This is a genomic window from Companilactobacillus hulinensis, from assembly GCF_003946555.1.
GTDB lineage: Bacteria > Bacillota > Bacilli > Lactobacillales > Lactobacillaceae > Companilactobacillus > Companilactobacillus hulinensis.
Genome location: NZ_RHOO01000007.1, coordinates 1 through 14,991, shown reverse-complemented (window position 1 = coordinate 14,991; position 14,991 = coordinate 1). Strand labels below are relative to the sequence as shown.

General features: G+C 37.6%; 13 protein-coding genes. 8 read left to right on the top strand and 5 right to left on the bottom strand.

Annotation, left to right across the window (positions count from 1 at the left end; genetic code table 11):
* Positions 1-188: 188 nt before the first annotated feature.
* Genes EKM66_RS05330 through EKM66_RS05320 form a run of 3 tightly spaced genes read left to right on the top strand, consistent with a single transcriptional unit; the run spans position 189 to position 3,148 of the window.
* A complete protein-coding gene (locus tag EKM66_RS05330) occupies positions 189-1,388 on the top strand; it encodes a quaternary amine ABC transporter ATP-binding protein (protein WP_125762361.1) in 1,200 nt (399 codons plus the stop codon).
* Complete coding sequence (locus tag EKM66_RS05325; RefSeq protein WP_125762360.1) at positions 1,381-2,229, top strand: ABC transporter permease; 849 nt, start codon at positions 1,381-1,383, stop codon at positions 2,227-2,229. The genes EKM66_RS05330 and EKM66_RS05325 overlap by 8 nt, the downstream gene beginning before the upstream one ends.
* Before the next feature lie 58 nt (positions 2,230-2,287).
* Positions 2,288-3,148, top strand: coding sequence for a glycine betaine ABC transporter substrate-binding protein (locus EKM66_RS05320; RefSeq protein ID WP_191988035.1), 861 nt, complete (start codon positions 2,288-2,290; stop codon positions 3,146-3,148).
* Between the two features lie 147 nt (positions 3,149-3,295).
* Here EKM66_RS05320 and EKM66_RS05315 read toward each other — a convergent pair whose 3' ends face one another.
* A complete protein-coding gene (locus EKM66_RS05315) occupies positions 3,296-4,213 on the bottom strand; it encodes a hypothetical protein (RefSeq protein ID WP_125762358.1) in 918 nt (305 codons plus the stop codon).
* Positions 4,214-4,484: 271 nt separating this feature from the next.
* On the opposite strand from EKM66_RS05315, the gene EKM66_RS05310 reads away from it, so the two are divergent.
* The 4 genes from EKM66_RS05310 (at position 4,485) to EKM66_RS05295 (ending at position 8,060) form a co-directional block, all read left to right on the top strand.
* Positions 4,485-5,345: a helix-turn-helix domain-containing protein gene (locus EKM66_RS05310; RefSeq protein ID WP_125762357.1), complete on the top strand. Its 861-nt coding sequence runs from the start codon at positions 4,485-4,487 to the stop codon at positions 5,343-5,345.
* Positions 5,346-5,467: 122 nt separating this feature from the next.
* Positions 5,468-6,469: a zinc-dependent alcohol dehydrogenase family protein gene (locus EKM66_RS05305; RefSeq protein ID WP_125762356.1), complete on the top strand. Its 1,002-nt coding sequence runs from the start codon at positions 5,468-5,470 to the stop codon at positions 6,467-6,469.
* Positions 6,470-6,528: 59 nt separating this feature from the next.
* Positions 6,529-6,957, top strand: coding sequence for a CopY/TcrY family copper transport repressor (locus EKM66_RS05300; protein WP_125762355.1), 429 nt, complete (start codon positions 6,529-6,531; stop codon positions 6,955-6,957).
* Positions 6,958-7,088: 131 nt separating this feature from the next.
* Positions 7,089-8,060 carry an alpha/beta hydrolase gene (locus EKM66_RS05295; RefSeq protein ID WP_125762354.1) on the top strand — a complete coding sequence of 324 codons (972 nt, stop codon included), beginning with the start codon at positions 7,089-7,091 and terminating at the stop codon, positions 8,058-8,060.
* A gap of 85 nt (positions 8,061-8,145) precedes the next feature.
* On the opposite strand, the gene EKM66_RS05290 is transcribed toward EKM66_RS05295, so the two are convergent.
* From EKM66_RS05290 to EKM66_RS05280, 3 genes are all read right to left on the bottom strand, one after another.
* The gene (locus EKM66_RS05290) at positions 8,146-9,366 is read right to left on the bottom strand and encodes an MFS transporter (RefSeq protein WP_125762353.1); all 1,221 of its coding nucleotides are present in this window, start codon (positions 9,364-9,366) and stop codon (positions 8,146-8,148) included.
* A 186-nt stretch (positions 9,367-9,552) separates the two neighbouring features.
* On the bottom strand, positions 9,553-10,731 hold the full coding sequence (locus EKM66_RS05285) for an MFS transporter (RefSeq protein ID WP_225426560.1): 1,179 nt from the start codon (positions 10,729-10,731) through the stop codon (positions 9,553-9,555).
* A 142-nt stretch (positions 10,732-10,873) separates the two neighbouring features.
* Entirely contained in the window at positions 10,874-11,347 is a 474-nt protein-coding gene (locus EKM66_RS05280) for a nucleoside 2-deoxyribosyltransferase (protein WP_125762352.1), read from the bottom strand.
* A gap of 909 nt (positions 11,348-12,256) precedes the next feature.
* On the opposite strand from EKM66_RS05280, the gene EKM66_RS05275 reads away from it, so the two are divergent.
* Positions 12,257-14,500 (top strand): ATP-binding cassette domain-containing protein, encoded by a 2,244-nt coding sequence (locus EKM66_RS05275; RefSeq protein WP_125762351.1) that lies wholly within the window; start codon positions 12,257-12,259, stop codon positions 14,498-14,500.
* A 225-nt stretch (positions 14,501-14,725) separates the two neighbouring features.
* Here EKM66_RS05275 and EKM66_RS12710 read toward each other — a convergent pair.
* The coding region (locus tag EKM66_RS12710; protein ID WP_225426559.1) for a hypothetical protein at positions 14,726-14,991 on the bottom strand (266 nt) is incomplete at its 5' end.

The following is a 14,991-nucleotide window of genomic DNA, read 5'->3' as shown; positions in this document are numbered from 1 at the left end:
TGAAAAAATAATGGTTTTGAGAAAATTTTAAAAGTAATTTTTTTGAAGTAATTGATTGATAATTGGCTCCCGGAGTTTAGCTTTGCTTTACTCGAGAGCTAGTTTTATCTAATGAGGTAATAGTGCAAATTTAAATGCACTTAGTGGTGAAACAGTTACCACTTTTTATTCCAGGAATGGGGGATTTGATGACTGTAAAAGTTGAAGTTAAGAATTTAACTAAAATTTTTGGTAAACGTGTCGGACGTGCTAAGGAACTAATTAAGCAAGGTAAGACAAAATCGGAAATTCTAAAGGAAACAGGTGCAACCGTTGGTGTTGAAAAGGCCAGCTTCGAAATCAATGATGGCGAGATATTCGTTATCATGGGACTTTCAGGTAGTGGTAAATCCACAATGGTTCGTATGATCAATCGTTTGATTGAGCCTACAGATGGTTCGGTATCAATCGATGGTGAGGACTTAATGAAGATGGACAAGAAGTCTCTTCGTGAAGTTCGTCGTAAAAAAATGAGTATGGTTTTCCAAAATTTCGGATTACTTCCTAATAGAACGGTATTAGAGAATGCTGAATATGGTTTGGAAATTCAAGGTGTCGATAAGGCAGAACGTGAAAAGAAAGCCAAAGTAGCCTTGGACCAAGTTGGTATCAAAGGATACGATGATGAATATCCAGATCAATTATCTGGTGGTATGCAACAACGTGTCGGTCTTGCTCGTGCTTTGGCTAACGATCCTGAAATTCTATTAATGGATGAGGCCTTCTCGGCACTTGATCCTTTGAATAGAACTGATATGCAGGATCAATTGTTGGATATTCAAGAAAGATTGCATAAGACAATCATCTTCATCAGTCATGATTTGAACGAAGCTTTAAAGCTTGGTGATCACATCATGATCATGCGTGATGGTGTAGTTGTACAAACTGGTACACCTGAAGATATCTTGACACATCCAGCTAATGATTATGTTGAAGAATTTATCGAAAACGTTGATCGTAGTAAGGTCTTAACGGCCGCTAATGTTATGATTCGTCCAGTGACGATCAATATTGATAAGGCTGGTCCAAGATTGACCTTGAAACGTATGAAGAATAATGAAGTATCAACAGCTTATGTTGTTGATAATAGACGTAAACTTGTTGGTATCGTTGATGCCAATGATGTTATTGGATTAGTTCGTAAAGACAGCAGTGATTTGAGATCAATCGTTAAGACTGATATTCCAACAACTCATGCTGACAAGCCAATTTCCGAATTGCTTGATGATATTTCTTCAACTGGTATTCCATTCTCAGTTGTGAATGATGATGGACAACTACAAGGAATTATTGTTCGTGGTGCTGTTCTTGGTGCCCTTGCAGGAAATGAGGTGAACGATTTTGAATAGTATTCCACAATTACCATTAGCCCAGTGGGTCGACAGTTTTGTTGACTGGTTAGTGACTTTCACTGGATTCTTTAATGGTGTAACTAATTTCATCGGTGGCATTAACAATGCCTTCCAATGGGTATTTGACCTAATTCCAATTTGGTTCTTTATCGTATTGGTATTGGCACTGACTTATTACGTTAACCGCGATGATCAGCGCTGGAGTTTACTGATTTTTGAATTTGCCGGATTATTGCTTATTTGGAACTTGGACTTCTGGCGTGATATGACACAGACTTTGACATTAGTATTAACATCTAGTTTGATTGCTCTAGTAATTGGTATTCCACTTGGAATATTGATGGCTAAGAGTAGAATTGCTGAAATAATTTTGAAGCCGATTCTTGACTTCATGCAGACTATGCCAGCCTTCGTTTACTTGATCCCAGCAGTTGCACTGTTTGGTATCGGTATGGTTCCTGGTATCGTTGCATCTGTTATCTTCGCTATGCCTCCAACAGTTAGAATGACTAATATGGGTATTCGTGAAGTTCCTGGTGAGTTGATCGAAGCCGCTGATTCATTTGGTTCTACTGAATGGCAAAAACTATTTAAGGTTGAACTACCACTTGCCAAAACTAGTTTGATGGCTGGTGTCAACCAAAGTATGATGCTTTCACTATCAATGGTTGTTACTGCATCTATGATTGGTGCTATGGGTCTTGGTACTAAGGTATACTTCGCCGTTGGTCGTAACGATGCTGGTGGTGGTTTTGCCGCTGGTCTTGCCGTTGTTATCTTGGCAATTATCTTAGATCGACTTACACAATCATTAACAAGAGATCGTAAAAAAGGATAGGAGGGATTATTTGAAACATAAATCAAAAATCTTAAGTCTTTTCTTCGTCGCACTGTTGATGATCCCGCTGATCACAGCATGTAGTTCAGAAACCAAACCTTACACTAGTAAGGAAAAAATTGGTTCACAGATAAACTACACAATTACAGGTATTGATGCTGGTGCAGGTATCATGTCATCAACTCAAACAGCATTGAAAGATTATGGTTTGAGTGACAAGAACTGGCAACTACAAACAAGTTCTACTGCAGCAATGACTAGTACATTGGACAAGGCTATTAAGCAAAAACGTCCAATTGTTATTACTGGTTGGCAACCCCACTGGATGTTCACTAAGTATCCTATCAAGTTCTTGAAGGACCCTAAGAATGTCTATGGTAAAGCCGAAAGTATTCATACTATTGTTCGTAAAGGTATGAAAGAAGATAATCCTGAAGCATATACTATTTTGGATCGTTTCCACTGGAAACCAGCTCAAATGTCAGAAGTAATGCTTAAGGTAAATAATGGAATGGATCCACAAAAAGCAGCTAAGCAATGGATCAAAGCTAACCCCAAGTTAGTCGCTGAATGGACTAAGGGTGTTAAAAAGGTTCATGGTAAGTCACTTAAGATGACTTATGTTGCTTGGGATTCTGAGATTGCTTCAACTAACGTTGTTGCTCAAGTACTTCGTGACCAGGGTTACAAAGTAACTATTCAAGCTATGGAACAACAGCCAATGTGGGCCTCAGTTGCTACTGGAGCTGCTGATGCACAAGTTAGTGCATGGTTGCCTAAGACAGCTGGATTGTATTACAAGGATTACAAGGGCAAGTTTGAAGACCTTGGTGTTAACCTTAAGGGTGCCAAAGTTGGATTAGCCGTTCCTAAGTATATGAAGAATATTAATTCAATTGAAGATTTAAAGAATAAATAAAACAAAGAAGTTGTATGGCTGTATAAGTATGCAAGAGAATATAACTTTTTCAGTTTAAATCAAGAAGGGACCGTAATCCAAAATCGGATTACGGTCCCTTCTTGTCTTAATGCTCGAAAGTTGAACATGCTTTATCGCACTCTTTTATTATTCATCAGTTTCAGAAGAACTTACTTTGTAAGTCGCAACGATTTTATTTAATAGAACGATTGATCCTAAGAAAAAGGTTGAAGCAATGATAGCCGTAATTGGGAGCATATGGAACATTTCAGTTGGCAATACTAGAGCCAAAAGTGGAAAAGCAAAAGCAGCTGGCAGTTTGATTCTTAATAATTGTAATAATACGAATACTAATGGTAATGAAATTATAGCCGATAACATCCATGATGCTACGACCAAATGAACGAGAACTCCGATAGTTGCTGCACCGACTAAGGCGGTGAAGTGTTTGATAGCCATTTTAAAACCGTATTCTGGTTTCTGTAAAACTTCGAAAAAGACGACCATTACAGGTGGAATAGCGGCCATTTGTGAGAATCCGAAGAACCAAACTCCAGTTACCCAGATAATAGCCATGATGGTGAAGATCACCATGTGCTGATTTTGGATCAGCTCGCTTGGATTAGTTTGTTTGTAATTTCCTTGTAGGAAAACTCCGGTCATTAATAAGGCTGTGAATATTAAGATAGCAAAGATAAATGACCAGTGAGTGGCGTTGATGATAATTGGTAGTAATCCAGTGGCAAATGACGGAGCTAGATTTGAATGGAGCAGTCGTAATAATACAAGCATTAATAATAACCCCAGCAACACTTTTTCAGCGTACGTAATTGATAATTGGTTGATTAAAAATCCGATGATTGCTGTTCCAGAAGGTGCTAAGAAGATTTTTACAGGCTGGTTGATCCAGCCGCCATTTTGATAGATCCAAGTTCCAGCAGTCAGAGCTCCAATCTCGGGTAGAATGATTTCCATGTCATTTAGGATAGTGGCGCTCGCTACCATAAAAATTATGAAAACAAATCCGATTAAATAATTACGTCTTTCAGTGGTAGATAGGTGCATTGTTGGTTATTATCTCCTTCGTTACTAATTTTTTAAAAAGCCAATTAAGTGTAACACAGGATAATAATTTCTGAAAATGATGCGTTATATTCATATGGAATATTTCTATATATATAATTATTTAATAAAAATAATTGATAGGCAGTCGTCACGGTGTTTTCGACATAATCAATACGATATGTATATTGTATATATAGCATGCTTAGTGATTTGAGTATATAATTCTAGGTATGAGGATATTTATAAAATACTATATAGAGGTGTTCTTCATATGAACATACAAAGTTTTGTGAATAGACGTAAAGAGTTAGGTTTATCGCAGAAAGAATTGAGCAATGGCGTTTGTACTCAAGCTACGTTGAGCAAATTTGAGAATAACGGTAAAATCCCATCACTGAAGATCCTGATTCAACTGTGCAACAGACTGGATCTGTCACTTGACGATGTTATGGGCGTGAACGACAGTAAGTCTAAGAAGATAGTTAAATCGATGAACAAAGTTGAGTTTAACTTGATTACTTATGAGTATGCTGATTCATGGGATATCATAAATAAAATCGATACGAAACTTATTAAAGATGATAATGACGCATTACTTCAGTATTACTATCTGAAAGGAATCTTAAATGTCCTTGATGATGGTGATCTGTTTGATTCTGTCTTTGACTTCAATCAGATACTGACTAATTATGATTCTGAAGGTAAAACAATTTTTACTTTCCTTGCCTATACAGGGATGGGGATGGTTTATGCCAAACAGAATGACTCTACCAAGAGTGAATATTATTTCAGCAAAGTATTCAATGATATTTACGGCATGGAGATTGAGAATGTTAATCAAATCTGGCGTTATATCAGTATTATCTTTTACTGTGCACTCTATTATTCTGATCAGCATGACTTTGAGACGGCTAATACTTTGCTTAACTATGGCATTAAAGTTGGTGCTGACAATCATGTCACATATTACATTGCTAGATTATATGCACAACTGGCGATCAATGATTGTGCAGTCCATGGATCAAGTGACGAGATGCTGGAATTATTGACCAAGGCACGAGTGTTCTCTGAATTCAATAACAATCAAAAAGAGCTCTTGAAAATTAAGAAATTAATCAAAGACTGTAAATAGTTATTTAGTTTAGGCAAGTCCTTTTGGGGGCTTGCCTTTTTGTTTTCCAAAAGTTATGATGAAAGCGGTTTAATAAATATATTTTGCAATTATTTTAATGAAAAAAGGAAGTTTTTCGAATTATGAAAGCATTAGTATTAACTGGAACTAAGAAAATGGAAATTCAAGATATTGATACACCAAAAGTTTTACCAAATGAGGTTTTGGTAAACACTGCCTATGCAGGAATTTGTGGTACTGACCGTGCATTGTATGCTGGTCTTCCCGGTTCAGCTAATGCTGTTCCACCAATAGTTTTGGGACATGAAAACTCAGGTATTGTTGCTGAAATTGGATCAGAAGTTAAGAATGTCAAAGTTGGCGACAGAGTAACTGTTGACCCTAATATTTATTGTGGGCAATGTGAATATTGCTTAACTGACAGACCTGAACTCTGTGATAACTTATCAGCTGTCGGTGTTACACGTAATGGTGGTCTCGCTAAGTCATTTACAGCTCCTTCATCAGTTGTTTATCCTATCCCTGATAACTTATCATTGAAGTCAGCAGCTGCTGTTGAACCTGTCTCATGTGCGGTTCACGGATTAAGTCTATTAGACTTGAAGGCATATCAAAAGGCACTTGTAATTGGTGATGGCTTCATGGGTCAATTATTCGTTCAATTATTACAATCATATGGTGTTCGCCAAGTCGACTTTGCAGGAATCATTGATGAAAAGTTGCAATTTAACAAAGAAAAATTCGGTGTAACTAATACATATAATACAAAGTGTGATACTATTCCCGCTGATTATGATATTGTTGTCGAGGCTGTGGGACTTCCACAAACTCAAGAACAAGCCGTTGAAGCAACTAAAAAAGGCGCTCAAGTATTGATGTTTGGTGTTGGTAAGCCAAATCAGACTTTCAAGATGAATACATATGAGGTTTATCAAAAACAATTAAAGATACAAGGTGCTTTCATCAATCCATACGCCTTCAAAGATGCGATTGCTTTGCTTTCAAGTGGTAAACTTGATGTCGAATCATTGATCAGTCATGAAGTTAGCTTGGAGCAAGTCGAGGATGTTTTGAATGGTAAGGTTGAGCATGTCAGCAAGGCTGTTGTTAAGGTTGGCGAATAATTAATGTCTTGTCTTTTATTACCAATCCGCTAAAATTGAATTAGAGGACAGTGATAAATATGCTAGAAACAACAAACATCAATATTACGGACGCTGAATGGCGTATCATGCGAGTTATTTGGGCACTCGATACTGTTACATCACGCCAGTTGATTCAGGTTTTGAGTGATTCAATGGATTGGAAGCCAGCAACAATCAAGACCTTGTTGCACCGTCTAACTGATAAGGGAATTATCAAGGCCGAAAAGGATGGCAAGAAGTTCATCTATTCTGCTGTAATGGATGAGAGTCGTACGGTTGACTTGGCATCGAAGAAGTTCTTCAATCAGGTTTGTGCTAAAAAGGTCGGATCAGCGGTTGCTTATATTATCGATGAATCTGAGTTGACTCAGGATGATATTGATAAGATTCAAGACAAGTTGGATCAAAAGCAGGCTGTGGAGAAGATAAATTGCAATTGCGTTCCCAATCAGTATGACTGTGATTAAAAATGTTGATAATTATCAAATAAGTTTGTTTAAAAGTAATGAAAAAACAATAAATAGATATTAAAATAGGGCTCGATGGAAGAAATTCTTTCGAGTCCTATTTTTGGAATATAAATAAATAGTTTGGGGAGATGATCTATATCAAAAAATCAGGTAGAATTCTTGGAATCGCCGGTGCGGGATTCTTGGCCCTCAAGGGATTCCAAGCTCATTCTGAACGTAGAAGTTTAAGTAGTCTGATGATCGAAGAGACTCTGGATTCTATCAGTCTATTTCCAACGATTCGTTCTAAAGAGGATGTAGAGCACTATATTGCACATAATTACAAGCCGTTTAGGCTGCCAGAAATGGCTAAATTACGCTATCATTTTAAATACCTTAAGGGCTTTGATGATACTTTGGAATATGTTCCCAAGGAACAATCTAATAAGGTTATTTTTTATATTCATGGAGGAAGTTATTGGTTTGAACCGATGATCGAACACTATGCGATGCTTCATAAGTTATCCAAAATGGCAGTTGCTAGAGTCGTAATGCCGATCTATCCTAAGGCTCCATTCCATAATGTTCATGAAGCAACTTCAATGGTATTAGCACGGTACTTACACTTGATCAATGATGAATATGTCGCTCCTGAAGATATTATTTTGATGGGAGATTCAGCGGGAGCTGGTATGGCATTGTCATTACTTGAAGTAATGCGCAACCGCAATTATCCATTGCCAGGACGAGCAATCTTGCTATCTCCATGGTTGGATATTTCTACTAGTAATCCGGAAATGAAGCAGATTCAATATGATGATCCGATATTACATATTGAAGATTTACAATTCCAGGGTAAAATCTATGCAGATACATTGAATGTTTTGGATCCTTTGGTAAGTCCGATATATGGTGATCTGACCAAATTACCGCCAATTGATGTGTTTATTGGTACACATGATATTTTCTATGCTGACGTTAAGAAGCTCGATGAGATTGCTACTGAAGATAATGCTGATTTGAAGGTTCATACGTACGCAAATATGGATCATGTTTTTATGGCTTATCCAATACCGGAAGCACATAAAGCTCTGAATGAAATTGTAAAATTGGTTAAATGAAAGAGAAATTTTTTCCAATTAAACAAAAAAAGAGACTGTAATCCAAAATCGGATTGCAGTCTCTTTTTGTCTTAGTGCTATATGGTTATGCTTGTTTGTAATTTGATGCTTTTAAGTTACTAATTGTTAACATGACGATCAGGCTAATGACATAGAGTGTTGAAATGAATACCATAACTGTCATAACGTTGTAATTATCTAGGATCCAGCCGATTGCCAAACTTGAGAACCCACCGATACAGCGACCAGTGTTCATAATAACATTATTGGCAGTAGCGCGAATCTCTGTTGGATATAATCTACTTACGACAGCACCGTATCCAGCGAACATTCCGTTTGAGAAGTAACCGACGATTGCTCCAACGATAATTAGGGAGAGCATGTTGGTTGGTAATGTTAATACGTAAACTCCGATTGCTGAACAAACTAGAAAGATTCCAAATGCAAGGCGAGGCCCAAGGTTATCAAGGATCCAGCCAAATGTTAGCATTCCGGCACACATGCCAAGGATAGTGGCAATCATCCATGTCGAACTTGCGACAGTTAGATTTAGTTGCTTTTGCATGATTGTTGGAAGCCAGTTCATTAATCCGAAGTAACCGGCAATCTGTACAATTGCCATAACCATTAAAGCAATTGTTTGATGTGCAATCTTTGGTGTGGCGAATAATTCTTTAACACTTCCGTGTTTTTCTTTGGAGGATTTGATGAAAGTATCACTTTCTTTTAAGTGATGTCTGATGAAGAAGGTAATGATAACTGGGAGAATTCCGAATAGGAAGAGTGCATGCCAGCCAAGTGTTGGGATAACCAGTGTAGCAAGTAAGGCGGCCATGATAGCTCCACCTTGTCCAGCCATACCGACCCAGCTGGAAACACGTCCAAGCTTTTTCTTCGAGAAGCTTTCAGCAAGAACAGTCATTCCGATTCCGTACTCACCACCGCCACCGATACCGGCGAAGAAGCGGCAGATGTATACCAATGTTAAGTTGTGGGCGAAAAACATAGCTCCAGTTGCGATGGCAAAGATGAAGATTGTATAAGTAAATGTTTTGATACGACCGACTTTATCGGCTAAAATTCCAAAAAAAATACCACCTATAAGCATACCGATGTTTGTGATTGTGGAGATTAGTCCAGCTTGCGTTCCACTTAATCCGAATTCAGCGATGATGGATGAGAGGGCGAATGACAGAAACATGACGTCCATATTCTCTAATCCAAAACCTGCTGCTGTGGAAGCAACCACTTTAGCTCGATAGCTATCTAGATGGTTTGAATTTGTATTGTTTTCGACTATTTTCATAGTATCTTTTCCTCCAAAATGGACGCTCACTGTCGTCCTTTATTTTGCTTGAATGTATAATATCACTTGGAAAAATTATACACAAGTGTGATGAAAAGATTTTTACTACGTGATAGTTGATGTGGCAATGATTGGAAAAAGTTTATTTATTTTTTCATACCCGTAAATGACAATTAAACATAAAAATCATTCTTTTATAAGTGATGAGTTGTTGATGATTATTCCTGTGATTGTTAATAATGTTGCTAGAATTGCCAATGCAATTAGTATTATCGAGGTTTGTTGTAAAACTCCGAACGCTACTGGCCCAATGGCTGCTAATAAATATCCGGCTGACTGTGCCATACCTGAAACTTCGGCTGTTTGATATGGGTTAGTTGTCTTATTTGTGAAGAAAAAGATGGCTGTATTAAAGGCGACACCTTGAGCTATTCCGGCAATGATCGACCAGAATACTAAATAGGCTCCGGTAGTGATTGGAACTAAGAATGCTAATGGCGCAACAATGTATCCCATTGCTACTGATGCTATCAAAGTAAGCATACCCCATTTTTTAGGTGCCAACATTGGTACGATGAATGAACATGGCAATCCGGCTAATTGCAGAATTGTTAGTAAATTACTTGAGAAAATAGTTGTAACACCATGACTTCCAAGAACTTTTGGTAGCCAAGTTAAGATTGAATAATAAATGACTGATTGTAGTCCAAAATACAGTGTGATCAACCAGCCTAAGTGTTGTTTCCAGACTGTGTGATATTTGGGAACTTCAACATCTTTATCCGCAACTGACTTTCGATTATTACGAATATTTGGTATCCAAATAATAAAGGCAATGATTCCCATAATGGATAAAATCGATAAGGTCGAACTGAGACTTATTCTGGTGATGAGAACACCTGACAATGCTGTACCAATTGCACCGATAAGCAGCATTGATAATGTATAGAGACTAGTACCAAGTGGAATATTGGTGGGCATTCTATCCTTAATAACAGCGGGTAGTAAAACATTTCCACTGTCGATCCCTATACCGACTAGGGCAGTTCCTAAAAATAATGCCCAGACGGCAGGTATAACTCGTAAATAACTTCCAGCAAGAAGCAGGATGAAAAATAGGAAAATTGTTAATTCATTTCCACGTTTGTCAGCGACCTTAACAATTATCGGTGAAAAAATTGCGAATGCTAATAGTGGAATGGACGTTAATAGACCAGCCATATAACTAGGTATGTTTAAGTTCTGTTCAATTTTGTTTAGTAATGGCGGCATAATTGTAATTGGCAAACGTAAGTTAGCAGCAATCAACATCATGCTAAATAGGAAGTATTTGCTTGGTGATTTGGATGTAGTTGTAGAATTCAAAAATATATCCCCCTCAAAATAGTTACTGTACTAGTTTAGAACAAAATGAAAGATGTGACAAAAACGTATTATAACGTTAATTTGTAGAAACAAAAAAGTCCATCACATTTAAGTAATGGACTTTCTTGTTTAAGCCAGTAGTTTAAAGTACTTCAACATCTTCATAACGTGTCATTAGAGTATTAAAATCATAATCCTTGATCAATTGAACACTTTTTTCACCCTTGAAGAATGCTGTTAGACTTCCAGCAAGCATCAAGTTAAGAGGTTGATTCTCCTCATAACGAATACCAATTACAGGGATGTTGTTGGCGAAAGCATAGCCGCATTCCCAGACAGTACCTGAGTCTGGCTCAAATTCTTTGTCTTCCATTTTGTAATCTAACATGGCAATAACAATATCTGAAGTGTTGATATTATTGATATCATGCTTAAAAACGGCTGTTTGCCATTCGAATGTTCCCATTTTAGCATCAGTATATTCACTGCCACCAGGACGGAAAATATCACCAATGGTTTTGTTTTCATTTAGTAGTTTTTCGACTTCGTCTAGTCGATTAATTTGTTCTTTGCTGAAAAATGGTCCAGCTAAGTAGACGCGATTTGTTTTGTTCATTGTGCGATGAGTTCTCCTTTTGTACTATAAAATATATTATACGTTATAACGGTATGCAAATACTATAGTGCCGTTACATGATATGGCTTACATGAATTGAGTTTTTTCTTTCAATTCTTTTTGTGAGATGGTATAACTGTGTAAGCACGGAAGGAATGAATACCATGAATAAACAAAAGAACTTACGAAACGACAAGCGTAACGTGAGTTACCTTGCAGTCATGGGGATATTGATAGCATTTTTGTTATTGATCTTTTAAATTAATATACGTGCTATAGCTGGGTAAGATAAGGAAATTATTTTAATTTTGATTATTTAGAAGTGTGCAGATTGCATGCTTCTTTTTTTCGCCTTTTTGCCGCTGAAGGCTGAGAGTAAAGGTGCCTGCTGTGGAACCGACTTCAGCCTTGGTCTGAAGTCTCGCTTTTGAACTTTGCATAAAACGCAAATTTCAAAAGTCGTCCTGTGCTGTAAGAACGGAAAGTCACCGTTCAACACCACTGTCACTGCTGGCACCTTTACTCTCAGCCTTCGGCTATTGTTTTAATACCATATGATAACTAGGCTATGTTTGATGGATTTGGGTTGGTGTTCAATTGTAATTGGGTAACTTTATATAGTTTCATCGTATGAATACAGTCTATTCAAAATCAAGAATACGAGTTAGACGGAGGAAGTGAAAATCTTACCAGCAGTTACAGTGGCGAAAAGCCACAGGACAATCTTGGAGATTTGCAAAGCAAAGCTCCAAGTCAAGGTTCGAGACCGTGGCTTAAGCCGGTCCCACTGCAGGTAAAATTTTTCACTTCCGGATTCGGACAACATCGCAAATTAAACCATTATTTAACAAAAAATATGCTATAATTAATTTCCTTTTTGGAAAAAATAAAATATATTGGGGGTTCCAAATGTCTGAAAAACAGTTTATCGAAATAGTGAATGACCGTGAAAATAATTTAAAGAATATCAGTTTGAAAATTCCAAAAAACAAACTGACAGTTTTCACGGGTGTATCTGGTTCAGGTAAGTCTTCAATTGTTTTTGACACAATTGCTCAAGAAGCAGGTCGTCAATTGAACAGTACTTATAACAGTTTTACTAGATTATATTTACCGAAGTATAAGCGTCCTGATGCTGATGAGATTCATAATCTTTCTACTGCAATTATTATTGATCAAAAGCCACTTGGTGGTAATGCTCGTTCAACACTTGGTACGATCAGTGACATCAGTCCATTATTCAGAATTCTGTTTTCAAGATTTGGTCAACCCAAATATGGTAATGCCAGTAATGCTTTTTCTTTTAATGATCCAGAAGGCATGTGTCCACAGTGTGAGGGAATTGGTCGCAGTTATGTTGTTAAATTGGACGAGGCACTTGATTATAACAAGTCTCTGAATGAGGGAGCTGTGTTGCTTCCAGGATATAGCAATAATTCCTTTTATCTACAAACCTTGTTGAATTCTGGATTGTTTGATAATGACAAGCCAGTCAAAGATTTTACTGATGAGGAAATGGATAATTTGCTCAATGGTGAAGCTGCTATAAAAGTTAAGTACAAGGGCAGTGACTTCCAAACTAATTATGAGGGTATCGTCAAGAAGTTCTATCGCACTAATATTCAAGAAAATAAGACTATGTCTGATGGTGCTCGAAAGAAAATTGAAAAATTTGCGGAAATGTCTACTTGTACGTTGTGTCATGGAACGAGATTCAATGAAAAAGTTTTGGCTTCAAAAATCAATGGATACAATATTTATGATCTGACTAACATGCAACTGGATCAATTAATTACTACCCTTGATGAGTTTAACGATGAGCAAATGGAATCGATAGTCATTGATTTAAAAGTTCGTATTCAAGATCTTATCAATATTGGATTGGATTATTTGAATTTAACTCGTGAAACTTCAACACTTTCTGGTGGTGAGAGTCAGCGTGTTAAAACCGTTAAGTATTTATCTAATAGTTTGACTGATTTAATTTATATTCTTGACGAGCCAAGTACTGGGTTGCATCCTAGAGACGTTCATAGATTGAATGATTTGTTATTGAAGCTTCGGGATAATGGCAATACGGTACTAGTAGTTGAACATGATCCTGACGTTATCAAGATTGCGGATTACATTGTTGATGTTGGTCCACGAGCGGGTATTCACGGTGGGGAAATCAATTTCACTGGTACATATGAGGAGTTGCTGAAATCCGATACTTTAACTGGTAAGTATTTGAATCAACAGTTGCCACTTAAGAAATCACCAAGAAAATCTGAGAAGTTCGTGAATAGTAGTAAGTCTTCACTCCACAATTTGAAGGATATCCAACTAAACGTTCCTGAAGGATTGTTCACAGTTATCACTGGGGTTGCTGGGTCTGGTAAGAGCACGTTGGTTGAGCAGGTTTTTGCTCAGGAAAATCCCGATGCAGTCGTGATTGATCAAAGTCCATTGCATGCTAATAGTCGTTCTAATTCTGCGACTTATACAGGAATCATGAATGAAATCAGAAAGTTGTTTGCTCAAACTAACGATGTTGAAGATGGTTTGTTCAGTTACAATTCCAAAGGTGCCTGTCCTGAATGTAAGGGTAAAGGTGTGATTGAATTGAATATGTCCTTTATGGATAATTCTGAAATTGAATGTCCAAAGTGCCATGGTGGCAGGTTCGATCCTGAAGTATTGCAGTATCAATTTAAGGGTAAGAATATTGTTGAAGTGATGGATATGACAATAGAAGAAGCATTTTCATTCTTTGATGATAAGAAAATAAATAATAAGTTAAAGAATATTCATAACGTCGGCTTGGATTATTTATCAATGGGTCAGGCGCTCAATACCTTATCTGGTGGTGAAAGCCAACGCTTGAAGATTGCCAAAGAATTGAACAAAAAAGGTAATATCTTCATATTGGACGAGCCAACGACTGGGTTACATGTGTCCGACACTGAGAATTTGATTCGAATCATTAATGATATGGTTGATAAAGGTAATACTGTTGTGGTTATTGAACATAATGTTGATGTTATGCGAAGTGCCGATTGGATTATCGATATTGGTCCGGATGGCGGTTCTCGCGGTGGTCAGATTATGTATGAAGGTCCGGTTGCTGGGATTGTCGGTGTTGAGGATTCAGTTACTGCTAAGTATATTTAGATTGTTTTGTGGTTGCCGCTTCCGGTTACGAGATATTTCATCTGCCGTGGGGACCGGTCCGAGCCAAGGTCTCGGACCTCGACTTGAAGCTTTGCTTCGCAAATCTCCAAGCTCGTCCCTTGGCGTAAGAACGGCTAAACCACCCGTTCAACGCCAATTTCACGACTGATAAAATTTCTCGTATCCTTCAGCTGATATTGTGTAATACTATTTTATTTGTTTTCATCAAATACTTTTCTGATAAAAATAGTAATTGTATTGCACTAGCCGGAGGTCAAAAATGATGCTCCAGCTGTGATAGTGGTGTAGGATGGTGGTCTTCCATCCGTACAGCACAGGATGACTTTTGAAATCTGCGGTTTTTGCAGAGTTCAAAATCGAGAATTCAGACCGCTTTTTGGCTGAATTCGGTCCCAGTGCGCCCGGCATGGGCGCTAACTTGGTGGTGAAAGTCCACTGTGAGCCGTAGTAGTCGGAATCACTAGCTAAGG